Annotated in this window: 22 protein-coding genes; 14 read left to right on the forward strand and 8 right to left on the reverse strand. The window is 57.1% G+C overall.

Translation table 11 applies throughout. The annotated features are described in order from the left end of the window. Positions 1 to 54: 54 nt before the first annotated feature. Positions 55 to 633, forward strand: a complete 579-nt coding sequence (locus ACR0MP_RS03540; RefSeq protein WP_170396541.1) for a DUF924 family protein — start codon at positions 55 to 57, stop codon at positions 631 to 633. On the opposite strand, the gene ACR0MP_RS03545 is transcribed toward ACR0MP_RS03540, so the two are convergent. Beyond that, positions 630 to 1,064 carry a hypothetical protein gene (locus ACR0MP_RS03545; protein ID WP_170403054.1) on the reverse strand — a complete coding sequence of 145 codons (435 nt, stop codon included), beginning with the start codon at positions 1,062 to 1,064 and terminating at the stop codon, positions 630 to 632. The two genes, ACR0MP_RS03540 and ACR0MP_RS03545, sit on opposite strands and share 4 nt — an antisense overlap. A 212-nt stretch (positions 1,065 to 1,276) precedes the next feature. Here ACR0MP_RS03545 and lpdA point away from each other — a divergent pair, with 212 nt between their 5' ends. Further along, positions 1,277 to 2,671 (forward strand): dihydrolipoyl dehydrogenase, encoded by a 1,395-nt coding sequence (gene lpdA, locus ACR0MP_RS03550; RefSeq protein ID WP_170403052.1) that lies wholly within the window; start codon positions 1,277 to 1,279, stop codon positions 2,669 to 2,671. Positions 2,672 to 2,806: 135 nt separating this feature from the next. On the opposite strand, the gene ACR0MP_RS03555 is transcribed toward lpdA, so the two are convergent. Continuing rightward, positions 2,807 to 4,192, reverse strand: a complete 1,386-nt coding sequence (locus ACR0MP_RS03555; RefSeq protein WP_170403049.1) for a dipeptidase — start codon at positions 4,190 to 4,192, stop codon at positions 2,807 to 2,809. A 302-nt stretch (positions 4,193 to 4,494) separates the two neighbouring features. Here ACR0MP_RS03555 and hemA point away from each other — a divergent pair, with 302 nt between their 5' ends. The 3 genes from hemA to ispG all read left to right on the forward strand — a co-directional run bounded on the left by hemA (position 4,495) and on the right by ispG (position 8,255). Further along, the gene (hemA, locus tag ACR0MP_RS03560; protein WP_170403046.1) at positions 4,495 to 5,718 is read left to right on the forward strand and encodes a 5-aminolevulinate synthase; all 1,224 of its coding nucleotides are present in this window, start codon (positions 4,495 to 4,497) and stop codon (positions 5,716 to 5,718) included. 130 nt (positions 5,719 to 5,848) lie between these two features. After that, complete coding sequence (locus tag ACR0MP_RS03565) at positions 5,849 to 7,063, forward strand: helix-turn-helix domain-containing protein (protein ID WP_170403043.1); 1,215 nt, start codon at positions 5,849 to 5,851, stop codon at positions 7,061 to 7,063. A gap of 70 nt (positions 7,064 to 7,133) precedes the next feature. Continuing rightward, the gene (ispG, locus tag ACR0MP_RS03570; protein WP_170396552.1) at positions 7,134 to 8,255 is read left to right on the forward strand and encodes a flavodoxin-dependent (E)-4-hydroxy-3-methylbut-2-enyl-diphosphate synthase; all 1,122 of its coding nucleotides are present in this window, start codon (positions 7,134 to 7,136) and stop codon (positions 8,253 to 8,255) included. Between the two features lie 6 nt (positions 8,256 to 8,261). Here ispG and ACR0MP_RS03575 read toward each other — a convergent pair whose 3' ends face one another. The 3 genes from ACR0MP_RS03575 to ACR0MP_RS03585 are packed head-to-tail and all read right to left on the reverse strand — an operon-like array spanning position 8,262 to position 11,495. Next, on the reverse strand, positions 8,262 to 9,332 hold the full coding sequence (locus ACR0MP_RS03575; protein ID WP_480893677.1) for an agmatine deiminase family protein: 1,071 nt from the start codon (positions 9,330 to 9,332) through the stop codon (positions 8,262 to 8,264). 22 nt (positions 9,333 to 9,354) lie between these two features. After that, a complete protein-coding gene (locus ACR0MP_RS03580; protein ID WP_480885850.1) occupies positions 9,355 to 10,113 on the reverse strand; it encodes a DsbA family protein in 759 nt (252 codons plus the stop codon). After that, on the reverse strand, positions 10,110 to 11,495 hold the full coding sequence (locus tag ACR0MP_RS03585; RefSeq protein WP_170422466.1) for a M48 family metalloprotease: 1,386 nt from the start codon (positions 11,493 to 11,495) through the stop codon (positions 10,110 to 10,112). Before ACR0MP_RS03585 ends, ACR0MP_RS03580 begins: the two co-directional genes overlap by 4 nt. On the opposite strand from ACR0MP_RS03585, the gene ACR0MP_RS03590 reads away from it, so the two are divergent. The 7 genes from ACR0MP_RS03590 (at position 11,494) to ACR0MP_RS03620 (ending at position 20,793) form a co-directional block, all read left to right on the forward strand. Beyond that, a complete protein-coding gene (locus ACR0MP_RS03590) occupies positions 11,494 to 12,657 on the forward strand; it encodes a pyridoxal phosphate-dependent aminotransferase (RefSeq protein ID WP_480771515.1) in 1,164 nt (387 codons plus the stop codon). The genes ACR0MP_RS03585 and ACR0MP_RS03590 overlap by 2 nt on opposite strands. A gap of 66 nt (positions 12,658 to 12,723) precedes the next feature. Next, the gene (locus tag ACR0MP_RS03595) at positions 12,724 to 13,944 is read left to right on the forward strand and encodes an N-acetylmuramoyl-L-alanine amidase (protein WP_480759234.1); all 1,221 of its coding nucleotides are present in this window, start codon (positions 12,724 to 12,726) and stop codon (positions 13,942 to 13,944) included. 95 nt (positions 13,945 to 14,039) lie between these two features. Then, a complete protein-coding gene (locus ACR0MP_RS03600) occupies positions 14,040 to 16,526 on the forward strand; it encodes a PBP1A family penicillin-binding protein (protein WP_170403028.1) in 2,487 nt (828 codons plus the stop codon). An 89-nt stretch (positions 16,527 to 16,615) separates the two neighbouring features. Further along, the gene (gene prfB / locus ACR0MP_RS03605; RefSeq protein ID WP_170403025.1) at positions 16,616 to 17,743 is read left to right on the forward strand and encodes a peptide chain release factor 2; all 1,128 of its coding nucleotides are present in this window, start codon (positions 16,616 to 16,618) and stop codon (positions 17,741 to 17,743) included. Further along, a complete protein-coding gene (locus ACR0MP_RS03610) occupies positions 17,744 to 18,451 on the forward strand; it encodes a M50 family metallopeptidase (protein ID WP_480893679.1) in 708 nt (235 codons plus the stop codon). A 118-nt stretch (positions 18,452 to 18,569) separates the two neighbouring features. Beyond that, positions 18,570 to 19,967 (forward strand): amidase, encoded by a 1,398-nt coding sequence (locus ACR0MP_RS03615; RefSeq protein WP_480885855.1) that lies wholly within the window; start codon positions 18,570 to 18,572, stop codon positions 19,965 to 19,967. Positions 19,968 to 19,995: 28 nt separating this feature from the next. After that, positions 19,996 to 20,793 carry a DUF2189 domain-containing protein gene (locus ACR0MP_RS03620; RefSeq protein WP_170598095.1) on the forward strand — a complete coding sequence of 266 codons (798 nt, stop codon included), beginning with the start codon at positions 19,996 to 19,998 and terminating at the stop codon, positions 20,791 to 20,793. Here ACR0MP_RS03620 and ACR0MP_RS03625 read toward each other — a convergent pair. The 3 genes from ACR0MP_RS03625 to ACR0MP_RS03635 form a co-directional block, all read right to left on the reverse strand. Next, positions 20,790 to 21,485 carry a helix-turn-helix domain-containing protein gene (locus tag ACR0MP_RS03625; protein ID WP_170404700.1) on the reverse strand — a complete coding sequence of 232 codons (696 nt, stop codon included), beginning with the start codon at positions 21,483 to 21,485 and terminating at the stop codon, positions 20,790 to 20,792. The two genes, ACR0MP_RS03620 and ACR0MP_RS03625, sit on opposite strands and share 4 nt — an antisense overlap. A 340-nt stretch (positions 21,486 to 21,825) precedes the next feature. Continuing rightward, on the reverse strand, positions 21,826 to 22,386 hold the full coding sequence (ilvN, locus tag ACR0MP_RS03630; RefSeq protein ID WP_480885857.1) for an acetolactate synthase small subunit: 561 nt from the start codon (positions 22,384 to 22,386) through the stop codon (positions 21,826 to 21,828). Between the two features lie 69 nt (positions 22,387 to 22,455). Then, positions 22,456 to 24,207, reverse strand: a complete 1,752-nt coding sequence (locus ACR0MP_RS03635) for an acetolactate synthase 3 large subunit (protein ID WP_170734867.1) — start codon at positions 24,205 to 24,207, stop codon at positions 22,456 to 22,458. 425 nt (positions 24,208 to 24,632) lie between these two features. Here ACR0MP_RS03635 and ACR0MP_RS03640 point away from each other — a divergent pair, with 425 nt between their 5' ends. Together ACR0MP_RS03640 and ACR0MP_RS03645 are read left to right on the forward strand one after the other, a co-directional pair. Continuing rightward, complete coding sequence (locus tag ACR0MP_RS03640) at positions 24,633 to 25,478, forward strand: HalD/BesD family halogenase (RefSeq protein WP_170422173.1); 846 nt, start codon at positions 24,633 to 24,635, stop codon at positions 25,476 to 25,478. A gap of 43 nt (positions 25,479 to 25,521) precedes the next feature. Then, positions 25,522 to 25,908, forward strand: a complete 387-nt coding sequence (locus tag ACR0MP_RS03645) for a bleomycin resistance protein (protein ID WP_480885860.1) — start codon at positions 25,522 to 25,524, stop codon at positions 25,906 to 25,908. Positions 25,909 to 25,952 lie beyond the last annotated feature (44 nt).

A 25,952-nucleotide genomic window follows, 5' to 3' on the forward strand; every position in this document is an offset into this window, starting at 1 on the left:
AAGTGATTTTAATGACGTTACGTCCTGGGGAGGGCAATTACGGAGTCTAGGGCAATGGTAGGTCCTGAAGAAGTATTGAGTTTTTGGTTAGATGAGGTTGGCCCCGAGGGGTGGTACCTGCAGGATGAAGCGCTGGATGCGCGGATCCGGGATAAATTTCTTTCAACATGGGAAGCCGCGTGTGAGGGTAAATTCTCGCTTTGGCTGACCTATCCTAGCGGTTCGCTGGCCTATATTATTCTTATGGATCAGTTGCCTCGCAACATGTTCCGAGGAAGCAAACAGGCCTTTGCATCGGATCGGGCAGCACTGGCTGCAGCGAAATGCGCGGTCGACAAAGGCTGGGATCTTAAGATCGACGAACCGGCGCGGCAGTTCTTTTATTTGCCGATGATGCATTCGGAAAATCTGTGCGATCAGGAGCGCTGTGTGCGCCTTATGATCGAACGGATGCCGGAAGGCGGCGAGAGCAATCTGCTTCATGCGCGCGCTCATCGTGAGGTGATCCGCAAGTTCGGTCGTTTCCCGTATCGAAACGATGCGCTGGAACGCGCGACCACTGAACACGAAGCCGCATATGTCAGTAATGGCGGATATGGTTCGACTGTGCGTGAGTTGCAGGCCGCGACCTAGGTCGCGGGCTCACAGCCTTTTAGGATCAGAAGGCGGTCGGTGACAGTGTCGGCGGATGTCGTGATGGCATAGTCGATCAAGTCTTCTGGTTCTTCGACCAGGCCCGCCAATCGGGCCTGAGTGTCTTCCAGCTTCCCCTCCAGATCACCCAAACGTCGCAATGCCGCATTCAACTGTTGGCGCGTAACCGCATCGAGTTGCGTGCCCTGACTGCCAAGGGTTGCAAGATCGCTGCGCAACGCGGCCAGTTCCCCACGAATTCCCTGCGCCTGATCTCGTAGCGGCGCCACGACCTGCAGGTTCTCAGCAAACCCGACCCGGATCTGATCGACAGACTGCGCAAGTTTCCACCCCAAAAACAGGCATAAAGCCAACAATATCAATGTCGCGTTCAAAAGAGCGAGCAGTAAATCTTTGAGCGTTTTAGCCATGATACGCCTTTCGAAAATCGGGAAGGTCAAAAACTGGAAGTGCATATTCGTCAGTTCTAGCCTTTGCGGTAACGTGGGTATAGGCTGAATTCAGCTCCAAATACCTGATTTGACCCCGCGTCACATATGTCGCGGGCTCTGATGTTGATGCGTTGTAAAAAATAGTTTAACGGTAAACTAGTTTTTGAACTGACCTGTGCCGAGAGGGAAACATGGCTGCACAATCTTATGATCTGATCGTAATCGGGGCTGGCCCCGGTGGCTATGTAGCCGCTATTCGCGCGGCGCAACTGGGCCTGAAGACCGCTGTTGTCGAGCGCGAGCATCTGGGTGGTATCTGCCTGAACTGGGGTTGTATCCCGACAAAGGCACTACTGCGGTCATCGGAAGTGTTTCACCTGATGGAGCGTGCCAAGGATTTTGGCTTGAAAGCAGACAAGGTCGGCTACGATCTGGATGCGGTTGTGAAGCGCTCGCGCGGTGTTGCCGCGCAGTTGTCCGGCGGTATAGGTCATCTGCTGAAAAAGAACAAAGTCGCTGTTGTCATGGGCGAGGCATCGATCCCCGCCAAGGGCAAGGTCAGCGTCAAAACAGACAAAGGCACGGAAGACCTAACCGCGAAGAATATCGTTCTGGCCACCGGTGCCCGGGCGCGCGAACTGCCGGGCCTTGAAGCGGATGGCGATCTGGTCTGGACGTACAAACACGCGCTGCAACCGCCGCGGATGCCCAAGAAACTGCTGGTCATCGGCTCGGGTGCGATCGGGATCGAATTCGCCAGCTTCTATAACACGTTGGGCGCGGACACGACCGTGGTCGAGGTGATGGATCGAGTGCTGCCTGTAGAAGATGCCGAGATCAGTGCATTTGCCAAGAAAGCTTTCACCAAGCAGGGCATGACCATCATGGAAAAGGCGATGGTTAAACAATTGGACCGCGCCAAGGGCAAGGTGACTGCGCATATCGAGGTGAAAGGCAAGGTTGAGAAACACGATTTTGATACGGTGATCTCGGCCGTGGGCATCGTCGGCAATGTGGAAAACCTCGGGCTTGAAGCCTTGGGTGTGAAGATCGACCGCACGCACGTGGTCACCGATGAATACTGCCGCACTGGGGTAGACGGGCTTTACGCTATAGGTGATATCGCCGGGGCGCCCTGGCTGGCACACAAAGCCAGCCACGAAGGCGTGATGGTAGCTGAGCTGATCGCGGGCAAACACGCACATCGGGTGAAGCCTGAAAGCATCGCGGGCTGCACCTATTGCCAGCCTCAGGTCGCTTCGGTTGGGTATAGCGAAGCCAAGGCCAAAGAGCTGGGCTATGAGATCAAGGTCGGACGCTTCCCGTTCATCGGCAACGGCAAGGCCATCGCGCTTGGTGAGCCCGAGGGACTGATCAAGACCGTCTTCGATGCCAAGACTGGGGAACTGCTAGGTGCACACATGATCGGTGCCGAAGTCACAGAGCTTATTCAGGGCTATGTGGTCGGTCGCCAGTTGGAAACCACTGAAGAAGACCTGATGAACACCGTCTTCCCGCATCCGACGCTGTCTGAAATGATGCATGAAAGCGTGCTGGATGCCTATGGACGCGTGATCCACATGTAAGGACAGGGGGCTCTGTCCCCCGCCGCGGCAAGCCGCGACTCCCCCGAGATATTTATAGCCAGATGAAGCAGGGGATCCGTACTTCATCTGGCCGAAAATACCTCGGAGCGCGAGGCAGAGCCTCGCAAAGGATCCTCATTTATTTATTGCTTCCAATATACGGGCCCACGAGCGGATGCCTTTGTGGAAGCTTTTGACGTCGTATTTCTCGTTCGGCGAGTGGATGGCATCATCGTCGTTGGCATACCCAACCAGCATCGAATCCAGCCCCAACACTGTATTGAAATATCCAACCACCGGGATTGATCCGCCCATCCCGGTGAAAACGGCCTCGCGATTCCACTCGTCCGAAAGTGCTCCGCGGGCCGCTTCGAATTCTGGGCGGCTAAGGTTCATCACCGAAGCAGGCGAGCCTTCGAGATCACTGTCCCAGACCACTTTAGCATCCGTAGACAGGCGCTCTTCGACATGTTTGCGGATCCTTTTGCGGAGCGCGTCCGGGTCCATGTCGCCGACCAGGCGGCAGGTGATCTTGCAATGTGCCTCGGACGGGATAACGGTTTTGGAGCCCGCGCCGTTGTAACCTCCCCAAAGGCCATTCACTTCAAGCGTGGGTCGCGCCCATTGTTGTTCCAGCGTGGAATAGCCTGTTTCACCGTGCGGCTCGGTATAGCCAACCGAATTCAGGTATTCCGCTTCATCGAACCCGCAATTCTCCCATTGGCGCAATTGCTCGGCCGGGACTTCGTGTACGCCTTCGTAAAAACCTTCGACTGCGACGCGGCCGGTTTCTTCATCATAGAAGGATGCGACGATGCGCGACAGTTCCCGCAGCGGGTTCAGACCCGGCCCGCCATAGTGGCCCGAATGCAGGTCGATGCGGGGACCGATGATTGTGAATTCATCCTTGAGCATGCCGCGCAATTGCGACGCTATCGAAGGCACCCCCCGCGACACCATCGAAGTATCACAGACCAGCGCGAGATCCGCCTGAAGCTCGGATTTGTTTGCTTTGAGAAATGGCACGAGTGAGGGCGACCCGGATTCTTCCTCACCTTCGAAGAAAAACGTGATGCGGCAGGGCAGGGTGCCATGCACTGCTTTCCAGGCGCGGCAGGCCTCGACGAAGGTCATTAGTTGGCCTTTGTCGTCAGAAGCGCCGCGCCCGCGTATCACCTGTCCGTGTGGAGTGTCTTCCAAAGCCGGATCGAAAGGATCGCGTGTCCACAGCTCCAGCGGATCGACAGGTTGCACATCATAGTGTCCATAGAACAGAACATGCGGCCCACCGCTGTCCTCACCGACATGGCCAACGACCATGGGATGTCCCGGAGTTTCGCGCTTTTCGGCTGCAATACCGATACTTTTCAGATCCGCCACCAGCCAATCGGCAGCCTGGTCGACTTGGTCTTTGAAGGCCGGGTCAGTCGAGATGGAGGGAATGCGCAGAAACTCCATCAGGCGGTCGATGGAGGTGGTCAGATCGGCGTCGATCCGGCTCAGTACAGCGTCAAGCGACATAGGGGTCTCCTGGGAAGGTCTTGAAATTGGGCAGAGCCTATCAGCATGGGCGGTACCGTCCAGCAGGTTTCTGTGCTGGATCTGGGGGAAAGGCCTGCGGCGTTTCCTCGCGTCTTGTGGTCGTAACTTTGCTTGTCGGTTTAGGCGTTTGGCGTTATTTGATGCAAATCAAAGTTGGGTTCGGCTGTTCGGCTGTAGGCCAGTTGGACAGATGAACGCGACGCCATACTTCCAGCCCGGCTTGTGAAGTGGCGAAAAAAGTCGCCCGGGGCTATAATAACCGGGCATCCAAGGAGGGTCCGTTGGACTATACTGCTCAGCTCGATACAGCGATTGCCAGGCTGCATGACGAAGGACGTTATCGGACCTTTATCGATATTGAACGCCGGAACGGTCATTTTCCGCATGCGGTACGGACTTGTCCCGATGGTTCGCAGCAGAACATCACCGTGTGGTGTGGCAATGATTATTTGGGCATGGGTCAGAATCCTGTTGTTCTGGAGGCCATGCACGAGGCGGTGGAGGCCGCAGGCGCAGGCTCGGGCGGAACGCGCAACATTTCAGGCACGACAGTCTATCACAAACGGCTGGAAGCTGAATTGGCGGACTTGCACGGCAAAGAAGCCGCACTGCTATTCACCAGTGCCTATATCGCCAATGACGCGACACTCAGCACTCTGCCAAAACTGTTCCCCGGCCTGATTATATATTCCGATGCACTGAACCATGCGTCGATGATCGAAGGCGTGCGCCGCAACGGGGGTGCCAAACGCATCTTCCGCCACAATGACGTGGCACATCTGCGTGAGTTGCTTGAGGCTGATGACCCTGCAGCCCCCAAGCTGATCGCGTTTGAGTCGGTCTATTCGATGGATGGCGATTTCGGACCCATTGAAGAGATTTGCGATCTGGCCGATGAATTCGGTGCTTTGACCTATATTGATGAGGTTCACGCAGTTGGCATGTACGGCCCCCGCGGCGGGGGTGTAACCGAGCGTGATCGGTTGGCGCATCGCATTGACATCATCAACGGAACGCTTGCCAAAGCCTACGGTGTCATGGGCGGCTACATCGCGGCGAGTGCCAAGATGTGTGACGCCATCCGGTCCTATGCGCCGGGCTTTATCTTTACTACCTCGCTGCCACCTGCGGTTGCGGCAGGGGCGGCAGCCTCGGTGGCCTATCTCAAGCGCGCGCCTGAACTGCGCGAGCAGCACCAGACCCAGGCCAGCATTCTTAAGCTGAGGCTGAAAGGACTTGGCATGCCTCTGATTGATCACGGCAGCCACATTGTGCCGGTGATCGTTGGCAACCCCGTCCACACCAAGAAGTTGAGCGATATGCTGCTGGATGACTATGGTATCTATGTGCAGCCAATCAATTTCCCGACCGTTCCGCGCGGCACCGAACGTCTGCGGTTTACGCCATCTCCGGTGCATGGACCCGACGAAATGAACCGTCTGGTGCAGGCGATGGACGAACTTTGGTCACATTGTGCGCTAAATCGCGCCGAACTTGCTGGATAACCTCACGCTAAAGTGTGCAACGAGTTTGCTGCGTGTTAAGCTTACGCTAACAAAAGAAGCGGACGAATCGTTATAGGGGCGATTCGACGTTTGCGCGTAACACGCGACAGGCAAAGATGGGGCAGCAGGAATGATTGGGCGCAGATCACAGCGCGATTCCGAAGAAGACATGGACGTCAGACCCAAGGGTTTTGATGACTATGAGGTACGGCTTGGCGATGTCATGCGCGGCGAACGTGCAACGATGGGCAAGTCGCTTCTGGATGTGCAGCGTGAACTGCGAATCAAAGCCAACTACATCGCCGCCATCGAAAATGCAGATCCCGATGCCTTTGACACACCCGGCTTCATCGCCGGGTATGTGCGTTCATATGCCCGCTATCTGGGCATGAACCCCGATGAGACTTTTGCGACCTTCTGTCAGGAAAGCGGTTTCGAGGTTGCGCATGGCATGTCGGCCGAGGCGTCGGTGGTCAAAAAGGCGCAAGGTGGTTTGCCCTCACGCGGGCCGATGGGACGTGATCCGTTTGTCTCGCCCAATACGCCTTATATTCCGGGCCGCGAATCCGTAGTCAGCCAGATTGAACCGCGTGCTATTGGATCGACGCTGGTGCTGTTGGCCGTCATTGGCGGCATCGGTTATGGGGGCTGGTCGGTTCTGAACCGCATTCAGCAGGTGCAGGTCAGCCCGGTTGAGCAGGCCCCCGTCGTGCTTACAGACCTTGACCCGCTGGATGCCGCGCAGGCCCGGCCCGAGGCAACGGAACTGGCCAGCGCCGAGGTGCCAAGCTCTGAAGCGCTGGATCGTCTGTATCGTCCGCAGGCACTTGATGTGCCGGTGCTGGTGGCGCGCGATGCGCCGATTTCCACCCTTGATCCGCGCAATGTCGGAACGTTCCGCGCGCCTGAACCTCCGCAAATCAAAGTGACCGAAGTTCATACGGTTGAACGCCCGGCCTTGCCTCAAGTGGTTGAAAAGCTGGATACGACGCTGAAGATCGTGGCCGTGAACCCTGCTTGGATGCGTGTCACTGCAGCCGATGGCAGCGTGATTTTCGAAGGAACTCTGGGCACCGTTGAGCAGGGCAGCACGTTTGAAGTGCCGCTCACCGAGGAACCCCCGCAACTGCGAGCAGGAGCCGCGGGGTCGGTCTATTTCTCGATGAATGGCGAACACTTTGGTCCTGTGGGCGCGCCGGGTACGGTGGCCAAAGGTGTTGTTCTGTCAAAGGATGCCGTTGCAGAAACCTTCGCAGTTGCCGATCTTGAGGCCGATCAGAACAGCGCACTCAAGCAACTGGTGGCCGAGTTGCAGACCGAGGCGGCAGAAGCGCCCGCCGAGTGATCTTGGCATTGCTCCCCAAGGGATGGCGAACTATCTAAGGGTCAATTCAGGCTGATCCGGATCGATCCTCATGTCGCTCAATCACGTGCGCCCTTGGCGCAATATCTATCGCCGCAAATCCCGCCAGATCATGGTTGGCAATGTGCCCGTCGGAGGTGACGCACCGATTGCCGTGCAGACCATGACCAACACGCTGACCACCGATGTGGCTGCGACCGTGGCACAGGTGCAGGCGGCAGCAGAGGCGGGGGCGGATATCGTGCGGGTCTCGGTCCCGGATGAGGCCTCGTCAAAAGCGCTGAAAGAGATCGTGCGCGAAAGCCCTGTTCCTATCGTGGCTGATATTCATTTCCACTACCGTCGCGGAATCGAATCCGCCGAGGCCGGTGCGGCCTGTCTGCGGATCAATCCGGGCAATATCGGCGATGAAAAACGGGTGAAAGAGGTCATCAAAGCCGCGCGAGACCACAATTGCTCGATCCGGATCGGGGTGAACGCAGGGAGCCTGGAAAAGCACCTGCTTGAGAAATACGGCGAGCCGTGCCCCGAAGCGATGGTCGAGAGCGGGTTGGAGCATATCCGTATTCTCGAAGACAACGACTTTCACAATTTCAAGATCAGTGTGAAGGCCAGCGACGTATTCCTGTCAGCCGCGGCTTATCAGGGCATTGCCGAGGCGACGGATGCGCCCATCCATCTGGGCATCACCGAGGCCGGAGGGCTGGTCAGCGGCACCATCAAATCGGCCATCGGTCTGGGCAATCTGCTGTGGATGGGCATTGGCGACACGATCCGCGTCAGCCTGTCTGCTGATCCGGTGGAAGAGGTCAAGGTCGGCTATGAGATCCTGAAATCTCTGGGCCTGCGCCATCGCGGCGTGAACATCATCTCATGCCCCTCCTGCGCGCGACAGGGTTTTGACGTAATCAAAACGGTTGAGGCGTTGGAGCATCGCTTGGAACACATCAAGACACCCATGAGCCTGTCGATCATCGGCTGTGTCGTGAACGGTCCGGGTGAGGCGCTGATGACCGATGTCGGTTTCACCGGTGGCGGGGCAGGCTCGGGCATGGTCTATCTGGCAGGCAAAGCCAGCCACAAGATGTCAAACGACCAGATGATTGATCACATCGTTGAAGAGGTCGAAAAGAAGGCAGCAGAGCTGGATGCGGCAGCTGAAGCTGCTGAGTAACAAGGCCTATGCAACAGGCATTTGCTGTGTTGCGCAGTGAATGCCGCCGCCCAGCTCGCCCAATACGTCGACATTCAATGCAATGATCTCGCGCCCGGGGTAGTGACGAGCTAGGGCCATCTGTGCAATCTCATCGGTTTCGCGGTCTCCGAACTGGGCCATCACGATGCCGCCATTACAAACATAGTAATTCGCATAAGACGCCACGAATTCGGGATCGTTAACTCGGCGCCTATTGGGTTCAGGGATCACCTCAACCTGCAATCCTTCGGCGACGAGACGGTCATGAGTATCAAGGGCCGCGACATGAAACGGATCATCCATATCCGGCTCGTCTGGCAGGTTGATCAAAACGCGCCCAGGGCCGGTGAAGCGCGCCAGACTGTCGATGTGGTAATCGGTGATATCCTCGCCCCAGACCCCATCGGACCAGACCATGCGGTCGGCCCCATATGCAGCCAGTAATCGAGATTCAATTTCATTGCGTGACAGGTCTGGATTGCGGTTCTCATTCACCCATGAGCTTTCATGGGCCATGAACAACCCATGACCGTCTTGTTCTACACCGCCGGCCTCGCCTTTCAAGCCGGTCGGAAGCAGGGGCAGACCGAGATGGTCGGCAACCTTGGCAGCGATCCGCGCATCGTGTTTGTGCACCTGTTTCCGACCCCAGCCGTTGAACTGGATATGAGTGACCGCAATCCCGCCTCGATTGTCGATCACGAAGATTGGACCCGCGTCGCGGCACCACAAATCTTCGGTTGGAACATCCCAGAGCTCGACTGATGAGGATAGTTTTTGACGCGCATCCGCATGGTGCTTTGCCGCCGCAAGCATTGTCACGGGTTCAAAGGAGGAAATGGCGTTCGCGATTTCCGCGATGGTTTGTTGCACCATATCCAGAAAGATCTGGTCACGGTAAACTTTGCGGCTGACCGGCCATTGCATAAATGTGCGTTCGTGGGGCGCTTCTTCCGCCGGTACAAAGAAGTTTGAGGTGCGCTGAGCGAGGGCTTGCTTAGACAGGCCCATAAAACTCAGCGCGCCTCCAGTGAGTAAGAGGTTCCGTCGATCCATGCTGGAAACCCACAGTGATGACTTAACCCTGTTCTGCCCGAACACCATTTGCGATCTGGAGCATTTGGTCTGCGGGCAGGTACCCGCGCATCATTTCGGTGCCCAGAACAAAGGACGGTGTGCCTGAAATCCGCAGCTTTTGCGCCAGATCGCGGGTTTTTGCGATTTCTTCGGTGACCTCATCGCTGTTCATTGCCGCGATGATCGCGTCGCTGTCCAGACCCAGCCCATCTGAAATCCGGCGCAGGGTCACCTCGGAGGGCTCGCCGCTGAATTCCAGCAGAGCGTCATGGACCTGCTTATAGGCATCGTCTCCGGCCACCTGTTTTGTTGCGATGGCAAAGCGGGATGACGCTACAGAGGCATCGCCCAGGATCGGCAATTCCTTAATCACAAGACGGATATTGCCGTCCTCGGCCAGCAGGGTGGCCACTTCGGGCACGGCGCGTCGACAGTAACCGCAACGGTAGTCCATGAACTCGACCAGAGTAATATCGCCGTCCGAATTGCCACCGACCCAGCTGTAACCGTCATTAAAAAGCTCGTCAGCGTTGGCCGCGACAAGCTCCTTGTCAGCCTGAGCCTCGGCAACGGCATTGCGTTCCTCAAGGATGTTGATCGCCTCGAGGATCACTTCGGGGTTTTCCAGAAGGTATTCGCGCACCTGTGCGCCAAACTCGGCCTTCTCGGCGTCGCTCATCGCGTTCAATTCCAGCGCCTGCGCAGGACCAGTGATCAGGGAAAGACCCAATAGGGCCGGTGCAGCATGTCTCAGGATCATTTCCGTTTCCTCTTTTTCTTCTTCTTTGCGCGCTCCGAGGCAATCAACACATCCTGTGCCCTTTGCCAACCCGGAGAGCCTTCGGGGAGCTGTGCAACAGCCCGTTTAGCATGTATGCCCGCATCATCAAGTCGGCCCTGCAGCGCATAGCGTTCTGCAGTCACCGCAGACGCCATTCCGTTGTTGCCCACCTGCGAATAGGCAGAACCCAGATCCTGCATCAGCCGGGCATTGCGATAGTCGCGTGCGCGCGCCTTTTCAAGCACTTGCAGGGCTTTCTTCGTCTTGCCATCCGCCAGCAAAGCACGTCCGTAACCGGCGAGGATCAGGGCATTGTTGGGCGCCATATCAACGGCTGCACCGTAGGCATCCACAGCTTCGCGCACGCGCCGGTTCTCCAATAGAATCTGGCCCTTCAATTCATAAAAAAACGGATCGTCAGGGCGAATCTCCAGCGCACCATCGATTGCGGCGCGGGCACGGGCGAGATCGCGATTTTGATGATGGGCCGATGCCTCGCGCATCAGGCGTATGTCACGATCTTTTTCTTCGCCCGCGCGACGCATGGTCCAGGTCGGGGATCGAAGAAAGGCTGACAACTTACCTTTGATCCGCGCGAACCAGTAATCGGCATTTGCGTTTTGCTCTGCCTTGTCGCCGAATTCGTTCAGAAAGGCCTCGGCCGCGCGCAAACGTTCGCGGCTGGTAGGGTGTGAGCGCATGTAGGGGTCTTGATTGACGGGGTTCAACAGCTCTTGCCCCGCGAACTTACGGTGCAGGTTGACCATCCCGCGCGGAGATACTCCCGCCCAACGCAAATAGCTGGCAGCACTTCGATCCGCCGAGGCTTCTTCGGCCCGCGTATGGCCCAGAAAGCTGCGCAGCGCCGAGGCTTGTGTGCCCGCTGCAATTCCTGCAGCAGCTTCTCCGCCACCTGCGGCTGCGGCTGCAAGCGCTAAAAGTGTCCCAAGCTGCGCGTTACGTTGTGCCGCGCGCAGGTTCTCTGAGCGTCTGGCCAAGTGGCCGTTGGCGATGTGCGCGGCCTCGTGTGCGATCACCGCTTGCAGCATCTCGGGCGTATCGACGCTCAGGATCAAGCCATAGTTGATATAGATCGTGTTGTAATCGATCACGAAGGCATTGAACGTACCATCATTGACGATCAGTACGCGCACCCGGTTGGTGTTCAGGCCAGCGGCCCGCAGGATCGGAAAGGCAAGCTCTTGCAGCCCGTGTTCAATGTCGGGATCGCGGATAAGGCTTTGCGCGCTGGCCTGCATGGCGCTGATCGACCATGTCACTGCCAGCAGCAACACGGCCGGGATTGACGCCAGCCGGGATAAGCGTTCAAAAGCCATGGCTGCAACATGGGAGATGGCCATGAGAAACTCAACCCGTTCCGGGGTCGATCCCTTCATCGTGATGGACGTGATGGAGGCCGCGCGCAAGGCGGAAGAAGCCGGGCGGCATGTCGTTCACATGGAAGTAGGTCAACCGGGGACCGGCGCACCCAAAGGGGCAACCGAAGCATTGGCGAAGGCCATGGAACAAGGGCCGCTTGGGTATACGGTGGCTTTGGGTTTGCCCGCTCTTCGTCAGCGGATCGCGCAGATGTATGGTGAATGGTATGGCGTTGATCTCAATCCAGAACGGGTGGTCATCACACCGGGATCATCGGGCGGGTTTTTGCTCGCCTTTACCGCTCTGTTCGACAGCGGTGATCGGGTGGGGATTGGTGCCCCGGGATATCCCTCATATAGGCAAATCCTGAAAGCATTGGGTTTGGTGCCGGTAGACTTGCCGACAGCACCGGAAAACCGGCTGCAGCCGGTGCCCGCCGATTTCACGGGGCTTGATTTGCAGGGATTGATGGTTGCCTCGCCTGCCAACCCGACTGGGACAATGCTGGATCATGCGGCGATGCAGGCGCTGATCGATGCGGCGCACGCGCAGGGTGCATCGTTCATCAGTGACGAGATTTATCACGGGCTGGAATACGAGGCCAAAGCCGTCACTGCGCTCGAGCTGACGGATGAGTGCTATGTGATAAACTCATTCTCCAAATATTTTTCGATGACCGGCTGGCGCGTTGGCTGGATGGTTGTGCCCGAGGATCAGGTACGGGTGGTTGAGCGGATTGCCCAGAACATGTTCATCTGCGCGCCTCACGCCAGTCAGGTGGCCGCATTGGCAGCTATGGATTGTAACGACGAATTGCAGGCAAATCTGGATGTATACCGCCGCAATCGTCTGTTGATGCTGGACGGGTTGCCCAAGGCCGGTTTTACCAATATCGCACCGCCGGATGGGGCGTTTTATGTTTACGCGGATGTCTCAGACTTGACCGATGACAGCCGGGCATTTGCAGCCGAGATTCTCGACAAAGCCGGGGTTGCCGTGACGCCGGGGCTGGATTTCGACCCAGTGCGCGGGCACACGACGCTGCGATTTTCCTATGCGCGATCGACCGAAGACATTCAGGATGGGCTGGATCGGCTGCAACGTTTTATGGCCAAGCGGGGTGCGATCCCGCAATCGGCCTAAAGCGTTCACAAAGGCGGCGTCATGCGATAGGCTCTGCCTCAAACGATCTCGGGATAACTTGAGGCCATGAGCAGGATTTTCTACGCAATCGCCCTGATCTGGGCGTTGAACGGTGTCGCGGTCGCGCAGGACTTCAGCGCGCTCGCACGCGTCCTTCCGGACCAGAGCGGCATCGTCGATGATGGTAATACCGGCGTAAGGGTCGAACTTGGGCTGACTCAAGGCGTGCCATACCGCGTGTTCACGCTGCGCGATCCATACCGCGTGGTTCTGGATTTCCAAGAGGTCGACTGGTCTGGCCTGAACCGCGAGACCTTCCTACAAACCAGCCGGATCAGCGGTGTTCAATTCGGGGCATACGTGCCCGGTTGGTCGCGTCTGGTGTTGGAGCTGGGCGCTCCGCTGGCGGTGGAAACAGCTGATCTGCGGTTTGATCAGGCGACGGGCACTGCTCAACTATCGCTGCACCTAAAAGGCACTGATTTTGACAGTTTTGCAGCCAGCGCAGGTGCCCCCCGTCAGCCCGGCTGGGATTTGCCGGAACCCGCAGTGACACCGGCACTGCCGCGGCGCGACGGCGTGCGGGCGGTACGGGTCATGCTGGATCCCGGGCATGGCGGCATTGATCCCGGGGCAGAATTCGCTGATACCAATGAGAAAACACTGATGCTGACCTTCGCGCGTGAGCTGCGAGAGGCGCTGCTGCGAACCGGCGGTTTCGAAGTGGTGATGACGCGTGTTGACGATCAATTCGTCTCGCTCGAACGCCGTATCTCGCTGGCACATCAGGCCGGGGCCGACGTGTTTATCTCACTGCACGCGGATTCGCTTTCCGAAGGGCTGGCGCATGGGTCGGTCGTCTACACTCTTTCAGAGGAAGCTTCAGACGTTGCCAGTCAAAAGCTGGCCGAACGGCATGACCGGAGTGATTTGATCGCAGGCATTGATCTCAGCGGTGCGGACGATCAGGTCGCTGATGTGTTGCTGGATCTGGCTCGGCAAGAGACCGTGCCACGCAGTAGCGCACTGGCGCGCTCGCTGGTGGATGGAATGACGCAGCAGGGAGGCCCGATGAATCGTCGTCCGCTACGTTCTTCGTCGTTTTCGGTGTTGAAGGCAGCAGATATCCCATCGGTTCTGGTTGAGTTGGGTTTTTTGTCCAGCCCGCGCGATTTCAAGAACATCTCTGATCCGAACTGGCGCGCATCCATGGCGCATGGGCTTGTGCAGGGGCTTGAGAACTGGCGTCGGGACGATCTGGTGAAGCGATCTCTGATCGGACAATGACGCAGCGGCGCAAAACAGCCATTGTAGCCTTTCGTGTTTTGACCCTGCGCGGGGGCGACACTATATAGGCGTCATCGCGAGTAAAAGGCAGTAACGTGATCCGGTTCATTCTTTCGTTCTTCGGGGCAATTTTCAGTCTCGTGACCTTAGGTATTTTTATGGCCGCGCTGGTCGTTGGCGCGGTGTTCTGGATGTATGGCCGAGACCTGCCCAGCCACGAGTCATTGGCGCAATACAAACCACCGACGATCAGCCGGATTTACTCGGGTGAGGGCCAGCTGATCGACGAATTTGCACAGGAGCGCCGCCTGTTCACGCCGTCCGAGGAAATTCCCGATCTGGTAAAACAAGCGTTTATCTCGGCGGAAGACAAGAATTTCTATACCCATCAGGGCTATGACCCGCGGGGTATCATTGCTGCCGGGGTCGAGGCCGTGCGCACCAAGGGCGAAACCGTACGTGGTGCATCAACGATTACACAGCAGGTGATGAAGAACTTCCTGCTGTCCGGCGACCGCCGGGCCGAGCGCAAGATCAAGGAAATTATCCTCGCCACCCGGCTTGAGGATACCTTGGACAAGGAACAGATCCTCGAGCTGTATATGAACGAGATCTTTCTGGGTCAGAACTCTTATGGTGTGACCGCTGCTGCGCAGACCTATTTCAACAAAACTCTGCAGGAACTGGCCCCGCATGAGGCCGCGATGCTGGCGGCGATGCCCAAGGCACCATCGGACTACCATCCTGTGCGGCAGAAAGAACGTTTGCTGAACCGCCGCAACTATGTGCTGCGCGAGATGCAACAGAACGGCTATATCGATCAGGCCACCTATGAGACCGAAGTCGAGATGCCTTTGCGTTCGGTTCAGAACGGCGATTTTGAGAGCTTCCGCACTGCACTGCCGCCGCGTGACTATTTCACCGACGAAATCCGTCGCCAGTTGAGCGAGGATTTTGGCGAGGGTGAGTTTTTCACTGGCGGTTTCACCGTACGCGCCTCGGTGGATGAGGAAATGCAGGTCGAAGCGGCGAAAGCCCTGCGTACGGCGCTGCAGAAATACGACCGCTCTCGTGGGCGGTGGCGCGGCACAGGCGAGGTCATCGCCGAGGAGAAGCTGGCGGATGAAGCACAGTGGCGCGAGGCGCTGGCGATCATGGAAATCCCCCGCGACGTGGTGCTGCCGACGCAGTGGTATCCTGCCGTTGTTCTGAACGTGGCCGACCAATCCCTGACCGTTGGTATCGAAGATGGCCCAGCAGATGGCACCGTCCCGCGCGAAGACATCAAGTGGATGCAGGGCAATTTCCAGGACAATTTCGAACGCGGCGATGTCATTCTGGTAATGGCTGGCGAAGAGGGGCAGTGGTCTGCCCGTCAGGTGCCAGAAGTGCAGGGCGGCTTTGTCGCGATGGACGTGAATTCGGGCCGTGTTCTGGCGATGCAGGGCGGGTTCTCGTATCAGGATACCGTGTTTAACCGCGCCACTCAGGCACAGCGCCAACCCGGGTCGAGCTTCAAACCGTTCGTTTATGCAGCGGCGCTAGACAGCGGATACAGCCCCGCAACGATCGTTGTGGATGCGCCGATTGAAGTGAATACACCGCAGGGACTGTGGCGACCCAAGAACTCGACGAACAAGTTTTACGGTCCAACGCCCTTGCGTACCGGGATCGAACAGTCGCGGAACCTGATGACCATCCGTCTGGCGCAAGAAGTCACAATGCCCGTGGTCGCAGGCTATGCCGAGCGGTTTGGCGTTTATGACCGGATGGGGGCGTTCCTTGCGAACTCGCTAGGGTCTGAAGAGACTACGCTGTACAAAATGGTCGCTGCCTATGCGATGTTCGCCAATGGTGGCGAGCGGGTTGAACCCACACTGGTTGACCGTATTCAGGACCGGTTCGGCAAGACCATCTATCGCCATGACGATCGCCAGTGTGTCGATTGTAACTCTAGCTGGCTTGAGCCTGATGAATCGCCGACGATCCTCACCGATCGCAGCCAGGTCATGGATGCCATCACCGCCTACCAGTTGACGTCGATGATGAAGGGCGTGGTTGATCGCGGCACTGCATCACGTGTTGTGAACCTGCCCGTGCCCACAGCGGGCAAGACCGGCACCACGAACGAATCCAAGGATGCGTGGTTCATCGGTTTCACCTCAAATATCGTGGCCGGATGCTACATCGGTTATGACCGCCCGCGCCCGATGGGCCGAGGAGCCTACGGCGGCACCTTGTGCGGTCCTGTGTTCCAAAGCTTTATGGAAAAAGCAGTCGAGAAATACGGCGGTGGCCCGTTCGAGGTGCCTCCGGGTGGCCATTTCATCAAGATTGACCGTTTCAGCGGCGCGCGCCTGCCAGAAGACGCGAGTGGAGAATATGTGGTCGCCGAGTATTTCCGTGATGGCGTGGATGGTTTTATCGATCGCGTCTATGACGGTGGCTTCGCGATGGGATCTGACCTGCCGTTGTTTGAAGAGGCAAGTTCGGGCCGTCAGGTGACCACCTCAACCGGGGATACGATCACGGTTGGCCCCAATGCCAGCCAGGGCGATCTGCAGGGCGGCGGGCTTTACTGATCCGCCCAAGTTTCCCGGCTCAGTCGTCTTGTGGTGCCTCGCACCTCTTGCTATCACGCACACCTGATTGAGCAAGTTGGGACCTGACCATGCGCGCCGAAACCCAGAATATCGTGGCGGAAATCGAAAAGTCGCTGGAGCTGCTGGCGCAGCGCATGGACTATGAAACAGCGCCGCACCGGTTGGAGGAATTCAACGCGCGTGTTGAAGATCCGAACTTGTGGGACAATCCCGAGAACGCGCAGAAATTGATGCGCGAGCGGCAGTTGCTGGTCGATGCCATCGAGACCTACGAATCTATCAAGACCGATCTCAGCGACAATATTGAGCTGATCGAACTGGGCGAGATGGAAGAGGACGAAGAGGTCGTGACCGACGCCGAAGAAGCGATCAAAAAGCTGCAGACCAAGGCCGCAAAGAAAGAGCTTGAGGCGCTGCTTGATGGCGAAGCGGACGGCAATGATACCTTCCTTGAGATCAACTCGGGCGCGGGCGGTACGGAAAGCTGCGACTGGGCCTCGATGCTGGCGCGGATGTATGTCCGCTGGGCCGAGAAAAAAGGCTATACGGTCGAACTGCAATCCGAGACAGCGGGGGAAGAGGCGGGGATCAAGTCCGCCGCCTACAAGATAACTGGCCACAACGCCTATGGCTGGTTGAAATCGGAAAGTGGCGTGCACCGTCTGGTGCGTATCTCTCCGTTCGACTCGGCGGCCAAGCGTCATACCTCGTTCAGTTCGGTCTGGGTTTATCCTGTGGTGGATGACAATATAGAGATTGAGGTGAACCCGGCCGATATCCGCGTCGACACCTATCGCTCGTCCGGCGCGGGCGGTCAGCACGTGAACACGACGGACTCGGCCGTTCGGATCACGCATATTCCAACCGGAATCGTGGTGACCAGTTCCGAGAAATCGCAACACCAGAACCGAGATATTGCCATGAAGGCGCTCAAGTCCCGGCTGTACCAGCAAGAGCTGGATCGCAGAAACGCCGAGATCAACGCCGCCCACGAAGCAAAGGGTGATGCGGGCTGGGGCAACCAGATCCGGTCTTACGTGCTGCAGCCCTATCAGATGGTCAAAGACTTGCGGACCAATCACGAGACATCGGACACCAAGGGTGTGCTGGATGGCGATCTGGATGGTTTCATGGCGGCGACACTGGCCCTGAATGTCTCAGGCAAAAGCCGGTCCGAGGCACAGGGCGAGGGCTAATTGCGGCAGTCCCTGACCTCGGCTATGAACCTGATCAAGGGCCACTGGCAATTGATCGCAATTGTCGCGTTGGTGTTTGTGTTCTGGAACACGATGCTGGTGCTTCCCTTGAAAATCCTGGTTGTGTTCCTGCATGAGCTTTCGCATGCCGGTGCCATTATCCTGACCGGTGGTTCGGTTGAAAGTTTCTCGGTCTCTCCACAACAAGGTGGCCTGGTTATTGGCCGAGGAGGCAATCGGTTTGTCAGTCTGTCAGCGGGATATCTTGGGTCCTTGATGCTTGGGATGGGCCTGCTGATGATCGCCCTGCGCACCAATGCCGATCAGGCTGCGCTTGGTCTCTTTGGGGGAGTCATGCTGATTGTTGCGCTCCTGTATATCCGGGAACCGTTTGCCATGGCGTTCAGCGCGGGCTGTGGAGCGGTGATGCTGGCCACCGCGTGGTTCCTGAACCGCAACCTGTGTGATCTGATTCTACGGGTCATCGGGCTGACCAGCATGATCTACGTTCCGTTTGACATTTTCGATGACACGATCCGACGCGCGGGATTGCGATCAGATGCATATATGCTGGCTGAAGAATTCGGCGGAACCACCATGATGTGGGGCGGGTTGTGGCTGGTGCTTAGTCTGATGATGATCGTCTTTGGTCTGAAGAATGTGCTGGGCCGCGATAGCAATGTGCGGATCGACCTCAGTATCAGATGATGCGCGCTCTTGCGCCGCTCTTCTTCGCGAAATTCTAAAAAGATACATTTAAACAGTGGCTTTAAATGGTCCGAGCACGTCGCTAGGCTGATGACGAGCAGCCAAAGGACCAACCCGCATGGATTTGACCAGAGCATCCGCGACGGACATCCTTGACGCCTTGTCCCGCCGACAGCTTTCAGCTGCAGAACTGATGCGCGCGACGCTGGATCGGATCGCCCAGGTGAACGGTGAGGTAAACGCGATTGTCGCGCTGCGGGATGAAGACGCTTTGATGGCCGAGGCGCGGGCGGCGGATGCCGCGTCATCTCGCGGCGCGCTGCACGGGTTGCCGATAGCGGTGAAAGATCTGGTAAATGTGGCAGGGATCACTTCGACGCAGGGTTCGCCATTGTTCAAGGATCATGTGCCGCAAACTGACGATCTACTGGCCGCCCGGCTAAGGGCTGCTGGGGCAATTCTGATCGGTAAGACCAACACGCCGGAATTCGGACTGGGTTCGCACACATTCAATCCTGTCTATGGTGCAACACGCAACCCTTATGATCCCACGAAAACCTGTGGAGGTTCGTCGGGCGGTGCAGCAGTGGCGTTGGCGACGGGAATGCTGGCGCTGGCGGACGGCTCGGACATGATGGGCAGCCTGCGCAACCCGGCCGCATGGAACAACGTATACGGGTTCAGGCCAAGTTGGGGGCGCGTTCCGTCTGAGCCAGTGGGGGACAGTTATCTGCATCAGCTTTCAACACTGGGGCCTATGGCGCGCAGCCCCGAAGACATCGGGCTATTGCTTGACGTCATATCCGGCCCTGATTCAAGGATGCCTTTAAGCACAGAGGTCGAGCGCGTGTTGCCCGTTCAAGCGGCTGATCTGACAGGGCTGCGCATAGGCTGGTTGGGCGATTGGGGTGGGGCGTTTCCGTGCGAAGAGGGTATCCTCGCGCTATGCCGCGATGCGTTGCACGTTTTCGAAGAACGCGGTGCGCGCGTTAAGGCGCTTGCCCCCCCGTTTGACGCGGACCTGATCTGGGACAGTTGGATTACTCTGCGCTCCTGGTCAGTGGCCGCAGGGTTGGAGCCTTTGGCCAAGAAGAAATCATCACTCAAAGACACCGCGCAATGGGAGTTGGAGCGCGGCCTGGCGCTCAGCGCGATGGATGTGCACCGGGCCAGTGTGAACCGGTCTGACTGGCACAAGCGGGCGGTGGAGCTTTTCGAAGACTATGACGCCTTGGTGTTGCCCGCAGCGCAGGTCTGGCCGTTCGAGCTCGAAACGCCGTACCCAACCGAAATCAAGGGGCAGGGGATGGATACCTACCATCGCTGGATGCAGGTCGTGACACCCGTTAGCCTTTTAGGGTTGCCCTGTCTGGGTGCGCCTGTCGGTTTTGGACCACAAGGGCTGCCAATGGGAATGCAGCTGTTCGGTCCGCGTGGTGCAGATGCGCGGATCTTGTCGATTGGGGCGGCATATCATTCTGCAACGCTTTGGCCTCAGAAACGACCCGCCATGTAGAACAACCGCCCGGGAGGAGAAAACAAGAATGGACAAACCCTTTGGTGTGCCGACGCTGAAACCCGTTGATACCGCGATGCTGAAAGAGGCACTGCGTCGAGCGTGGCAGGATTATCGCCGCGCGCCGCTTTTTGGGCTTCTGTTTGCGGGCTTCTATGTGCTGGCCGGGTGGCTGATGGCGTGGGTCACGCTGCAGACGGGAACGTCGTTCTGGCTGGTTTTGGCCGCGATCGGCTTTCCCCTGATCGGGCCGTTTGCTGCCGTGGGATTATATGAGGTCTCGCACCGGCTGGAACAGGGAGAGCCGTTGAATCCCGGTGCGATCTTCGGCGTGGTCATACAGCAAAGCCGAAGGCAACTGCCGTCGATCTGCGCCATTATCGTGGTGATCTTTCTGTTCTGGTTCTTTCTGGGCCACATGATCTTTGCCCTGTTCATGGGGCTGTCGACGATGACCAATATTTCAACATCATTTGAGGTGTTCCTGACCACGAATGGGCTGAGCATGTTGGTACTGGGCACACTGGTCGGGGCCGTATTTGCAATCATTCTGTACATGATCACCGTGCTGTCGATTCCTATGCTGCTGGATCGTGAGCTGGATTTTGTGACCGCGATGATCACCAGCTTTGCCTATGTCAAAGCGAACATGGGTGTGATGCTGGCGTGGGGGGCCTTCATCGCGATCATCACTTTTTTGGCGATGATCCCTTGGTTCCTGGGTCTGTTTATCGTCCTGCCTTTGCTGGGGCATGCCAGCTGGCATCTTTATCGCTTGATCTTGGACAACGATCCGTCCGGGGCTGCTCAGCCGACACCCTCTTAAATCTGTCCGTTTAAGTCAGGCCCTGATGAATTGTGCGCCTTTCGTGCCGATTGCAGTGCTGCGGACAAATCATGCCCAAGGTGATGCAGCGTAAGCCGTCTTACATCGGATCCACTGCCACCGGCCAACCGATACACATAACCCGACCATTCCTGAGGTGCCCATTCAGGCGGAAGGTTCAGAACCATCATTCTGCAATCCTGTGCGCCGGGCCGGGACATCAATGCGCAGACTTGTCCGCCGATGTGAGAAACGATGCCCTGAACCTCACGCATGGGCGCGGAGCATTTCGGCATATGCGACAAGGGTTCATAGCTGCGCAGCAAGGTGCAATGCCGAATGCGGCGCATAAACAGTAGCCGGTGAAGTGTTGGTTCGCGTCGGTTTGGTGAGGCCTCAGCGGCGTGATAAAATCCGGTCGCCATAGTTTTTTCTGACCCGGTGACGAGAAATCGATCGATGATTTCTGATGCGGGATGAGCGGCGACCGGTTCTATTTCATCCAAAGGTTTCAGCAGGATACGCGCGTCGATATCGAAGAATCGACACATCCGGTCCAGCACATCCGGCCTGGGAAAACTTTCACCTGACAGATAGCGATTAAACTGAGTTCGATTGATACCCAATTGGCGGCAAAGCTCTGAAACCGACCGATAACTGTTTGCGAGCTGCCTAAGGTTGGCTCCGAACATGCTGCGCAATTCTGCGGGGCTGCGATTGATGTCGGTCACTTCTGTCCCAGATTTCCGTTTGTATCTTCAGCAAAAACAGGTTTGCGGCGGCACAGCGGCCGCGCAGTATTCAGAAATCGTAAAGTTGACCCCAACGGGCGCTGCAAAGCGCCTCGCTACGCGTCACAGGCTAGTCTGATGATAAGCAAAATCAATAGGCTTTCAGCCTATTTGCATGATCTTTTTCATGCTGTTGCTCATATTTGATGAACGCATTAAGCCTTTTTGAGGTTAGCAGGGCACAATGGCCAAGCAGGCCGCCGCCCCGAGAATGAATTCAGTCCCGGGGCGGAAATGGGGCTTAGTCACCGCGCAACAGGGCTGCAACTCCGGTACGGGCGATTTCAATCAAGCCAAGAGGGCGCATCAGATCGGCAAAGGCATCGATCTTGTCCGGTGCACCGGTGATCTCGAAGATGAACGAATTCAGCGTACTATCGACGACATTGGCCCGGAAAATGTCGGCCAGTCGCAGGGCTTCGACCCGTTTATCGCCTTCACCCACAACCTTTATGATCGCCAGCTCGCGCTCGACCGAAGCACCTTCGACGGTCAGATCATGCACGTCACGGACCGACACGATGCGTCCAAGCTGCGCCTTGATCTGCTCGATCACTTGCGGGGTGCCGGTGGTGACGATGGTAATTCGGCTGAGATGCCCGGTATGGTCAACCTCAGCAACCGTTAGACTTTCAATATTATAGCCACGACCCGAGAACAGACCAATTACGCGGGCCAGAACCCCCGGTTCGTTTTCAACCAGCACCGCGATCGTGTGTTGTTCCTGCATGTCCGAGAATGTCGGGCGTAGGTTATATGCAGAATGGCGGGTTGCACCTTTTTTGATTTGCAGGGCAGACATTCATGTCCCTTTCATGATCTTGAGAGAGCCGGGCGCCATCCTGCGCCCGATAAAGTTAGTCGAATTTTGTTAAACCAGAACCGACCCCTTGCTATCGATCACGCCCTGCGTTTCGGCTTCGCCCAGCAGCATCTCATTGTGGGCCTTGCCCGATGGGATCATCGGGAAGCAATTCTCGTGCTTTTCGACCACGCAGTCGAAGATGACCGGACCGTCGTAATTGATCATCTCCATGATCGCGTCGTCCAGATCGGCCGGGTCGGAACACAGGATACCCTTGGCACCAAAGGCTTCAGCGAGCTTGACGAAATCAGGCAGGGCCTCGGACCACGAATGCGAATAGCGTTCGCCGTGCAGCAGTTCTTGCCATTGTCGTACCATTCCAAGCCGCTCGTTATTCAGAATGAACTGTTTCACGGGCAGGCGGTATTGCGCGGCCGTGCCCATTTCCTGCATGTTCATCAGCCACGAGGCCTCACCAGCCACGTTGATGACCAGCGCATCGGGATGTGCCATTTGCACACCGATCGAGGCGGGGAAACCATAGCCCATAGTGCCCAGCCCGCCCGAAGTCATCCAGCGGTTGGGGTCTTCAAATCCCAGGTATTGCGCCGCCCACATCTGGTGCTGTCCAACCTCGGTCGTGACATAGCGGTCATATTTCTTCGTCAGCTCTTCAAGCCGTTGCAGCGCGTATTGCGGCTTGATGGTCTTCTCGCTGTTTGTGAAGGCAAGGCAGTTGACGTTGCGCCATTCGTTAATCTGGTCTTGCCACTGCTTGATATTGGCAGCGTCTGTTTTGCGACCGCGTGCTTTCCAGACTTTCAGAATATCCTCAAGCACGTGGGCAACATCGCCAACTATTGGGATGTCGACACGGATAACTTTGTTGATCGACGAAGGGTCGATATCTACATGGGCTTTGATTGAGTTCGGCGAGAACGCATCGATCCGGCCGGTGATACGGTCATCAAATCGCGCGCCGATGTTTATCATCAGATCGCAATCATGCATCGCCATGTTGGCCTCGTAGAGCCCATGCATCCCAAGCATGCCGATCCAGTTTTCGCCCGAGGCCGGATAGGCCCCAAGCCCCATCAGAGTCGAAGTGATCGGAAAGCCGGTTGCATCCACCAGTTCGCGCAGCAGCTGGCTGGCAGCTGGACCAGAATTGATAACGCCACCACCGGTATAGAAGACTGGTTTCTTCGCGGTCTCGATTGCTGCAACAAGTTCCGTGATTTCTTCCAAATCGCCTTTCAATACCGGCTGATAATGGGAAGTTGACGGTTTCGGCGTTGTATACTCTCCCGAGGCAAACTGAACGTCCTTCGGAATATCGACCAGCACGGGGCCGGGGCGACCCGATGTGGCCACATGGAAGGCTTCGTGCATAGTCGCCGCCAGCGAGTCCGTATCCTTCACCAACCAGTTGTGCTTGGTGCAGGGGCGCGTGATGCCCACAGTGTCTGCTTCCTGAAAGGCGTCAGAGCCAATCATGAAGGTCGGAACCTGACCGGTCAGAACAACGATCGGAATTGAATCCAACAACGCATCGGTCAAGCCGGTCACGGCATTGGTCGCGCCAGGACCGGATGTGACCAAGGCAACGCCCGGCTTGCCGGTCGAGCGGGCATAGCCTTCGGCAGCATGTACCGCACCTTGCTCATGCCGTACCAGAATGTGACGGATGTCATTTTGCAGAAAGATCTCATCATAGATCGGTAGGACGGCGCCACCGGGGTATCCAAATACCGTGTCCACGCCCTGATCCTTGAGGGCCTGAACCACCATCTTTGCGCCGGTCATCTCACGTGTCATCTGCTTTGCTCCGTTCGCGACATGTGTCTTGCGTGTTGCCAAAAAAAAGCCCCCGAGATTTTCGGAGGCGCATGGGTTCGATTATGGTTTACCGTTACCGGCCCATGCGCGTGTTTCCTACGATTACGACTAGCGCTTTCATCGCCAGAGGCTCCTTCTTTGCGTGCAGGGACATTATGGTTGAGGGGAAGGGGCGTCAACAGGCAAATACAAAAATATTGTAAGTTTGGAATCGTGGGATTTGATATTTTGTTGCGCAAAATGACGCAGGTCGAGAAATATCCGCGAAAATTCGCCGTAAATTGGCGTGCGATCGGGCGATCAACAGTGGTCTGATTGCGTCAGGCCTATGTCTGAAACAGACCAGAGCAGCGCCCGATGCTGAGGCAGGCTGGTGAAAACAGCGCTAAATCGGGAGGTCAGACATGCTGCACGATCTTGTGGATCTGGGGCGCTATCCGATCGATCGGCCTGATTCATACGGGTACAGGCAGCTGATCGCGGACCTGAGGCGGGACCTGGAAGTTGATGGATGCGCGGTCCTCCCCGGCTTTGTGCACGAAGATGGCCTTGGGAAACTGATCGCTGAGGCCGATCACGTCGCTCCCAAAGCCCATCGATCGTTCAATCGCACGAATGCCTATTTTACGCAGGATGATCCCAGTTACGGGATCGGTCATCCAATCCGACGGTTTTATGACCGATCCAACGCCTTTGTTCCGGCTGACAACTTCCCTGTCACAAGCCCGCTGCGGCGTATTTATGAGTATGAAGGTTTCATGCCTTTCATCCGCATGGCTTTGAACGAGCCGGAGGATCGGTTCTTCCGATATGATGACCCGTTGGCGGATGTGATCATCAATGTGGTCGAGAAGGGAGGCGGCTTTCCGTGGCATTTTGACACCAATAATTACACCGTGACGCTGGCAATCCAGAATGGCGAGGAGGGCGGTGCATTCGAATACGCACCCAATCTGCGGACCAGTGAAGACGAGAATTTCAAGGGCGTCGCTGCGATTTTGGATGGCAGCAGGAGGGGCGTACACCAACTGGAACTGCAACCGGGCGACCTGCAGATATTCAAGGGGCGCTATGCCTTGCACCGGGTAGCGCCGGTTGAAGGACAACGGAAACGCTATGTTGGTATCTTTTCGTTTGTCGAAACCGAAGGCATGTGTGGTGGGGTGGAGCGGACCCGTCAACTCTATGGCCGTGTGCTGCCGCATCATTATGAGCGTGAAGGGTTGCGGGGTGATCAACTGCTTGACTGATTTGTGCTAGTCTCGGGCCCGAGGTTGGAAGAGGGCTGTTTTGATGCAGATATTACAACTTACACCATTTGTCCTTTGTTCTTCTTTGGACGCGCAGATTGAGTTCTACACTCGGCGGCTTGGGTTTTCCTGCACATTCAGGCAGGACAATTATGCCTTTTTGCGCCGTGATCCTGTGGCGATCCGATTATTGGAATGTCCACCGCGTCAGGATGGGCGCGCATTGGGGGATGAGCAGTCGTTCTATGTTGACGTCAAAGGAATCGACAGCCTGTTCGAAATCCTGCGCCCCGGGTTGGAGGAACTGCCTGAAGGGCGGGTGCGCCCGCCATTCGATCAGCCCTATCAGCAGCGCGAATTTCATGTCCTCGATGAAGACGGGACTTTGGTGTTCTTTGGTGAAGATATCAGTGAACGCGGCAGCGGGTAGTGCTCCCGCCCGACTTCAATGTGCCGTTGGCACATCTCCTTCGG

It is taken from the genome of Ruegeria sp. K3 (genome assembly GCF_056531845.1).

Bases quoted from the DNA above. Each gene is read 5' to 3' on its own strand.
- ACR0MP_RS03640 (WP_170422173.1), top strand. From the start codon at position 24,633: ATGCTGCACGATCTTGTGGATCTGGGGCGCTATCCGATCGATCGGCCT.
- ispG (WP_170396552.1), top strand. From the start codon at position 7,134: ATGTCGCTCAATCACGTGCGCCCTTGGCGCAATATCTATCGCCGCAAA.
- ACR0MP_RS03540 (WP_170396541.1), top strand. From the start codon at position 55: ATGGTAGGTCCTGAAGAAGTATTGAGTTTTTGGTTAGATGAGGTTGGC.
- ACR0MP_RS03595 (WP_480759234.1), top strand. From the start codon at position 12,724: ATGAGCAGGATTTTCTACGCAATCGCCCTGATCTGGGCGTTGAACGGT.
- ACR0MP_RS03590 (WP_480771515.1), top strand. From the start codon at position 11,494: ATGAGAAACTCAACCCGTTCCGGGGTCGATCCCTTCATCGTGATGGAC.
- ACR0MP_RS03645 (WP_480885860.1), top strand. From the start codon at position 25,522: ATGCAGATATTACAACTTACACCATTTGTCCTTTGTTCTTCTTTGGAC.
- ACR0MP_RS03555 (WP_170403049.1), bottom strand. From the start codon at position 4,192: ATGTCGCTTGACGCTGTACTGAGCCGGATCGACGCCGATCTGACCACC.
- ACR0MP_RS03580 (WP_480885850.1), bottom strand. From the start codon at position 10,113: ATGATCCTGAGACATGCTGCACCGGCCCTATTGGGTCTTTCCCTGATC.
- ilvN (WP_480885857.1), bottom strand. From the start codon at position 22,386: ATGTCTGCCCTGCAAATCAAAAAAGGTGCAACCCGCCATTCTGCATAT.
- ACR0MP_RS03635 (WP_170734867.1), bottom strand. From the start codon at position 24,207: ATGACACGTGAGATGACCGGCGCAAAGATGGTGGTTCAGGCCCTCAAG.
- ACR0MP_RS03545 (WP_170403054.1), bottom strand. From the start codon at position 1,064: ATGGCTAAAACGCTCAAAGATTTACTGCTCGCTCTTTTGAACGCGACA.
- ACR0MP_RS03575 (WP_480893677.1), bottom strand. From the start codon at position 9,332: ATGGATCGACGGAACCTCTTACTCACTGGAGGCGCGCTGAGTTTTATG.
- ACR0MP_RS03625 (WP_170404700.1), bottom strand. From the start codon at position 21,485: ATGTTCGGAGCCAACCTTAGGCAGCTCGCAAACAGTTATCGGTCGGTT.
- ACR0MP_RS03585 (WP_170422466.1), bottom strand. From the start codon at position 11,495: ATGGCCATCTCCCATGTTGCAGCCATGGCTTTTGAACGCTTATCCCGG.
- ACR0MP_RS03615 (WP_480885855.1), top strand. From the start codon at position 18,570: ATGGATTTGACCAGAGCATCCGCGACGGACATCCTTGACGCCTTGTCC.
- ACR0MP_RS03620 (WP_170598095.1), top strand. From the start codon at position 19,996: ATGGACAAACCCTTTGGTGTGCCGACGCTGAAACCCGTTGATACCGCG.
- lpdA (WP_170403052.1), top strand. From the start codon at position 1,277: ATGGCTGCACAATCTTATGATCTGATCGTAATCGGGGCTGGCCCCGGT.
- ACR0MP_RS03565 (WP_170403043.1), top strand. From the start codon at position 5,849: ATGATTGGGCGCAGATCACAGCGCGATTCCGAAGAAGACATGGACGTC.
- prfB (WP_170403025.1), top strand. From the start codon at position 16,616: ATGCGCGCCGAAACCCAGAATATCGTGGCGGAAATCGAAAAGTCGCTG.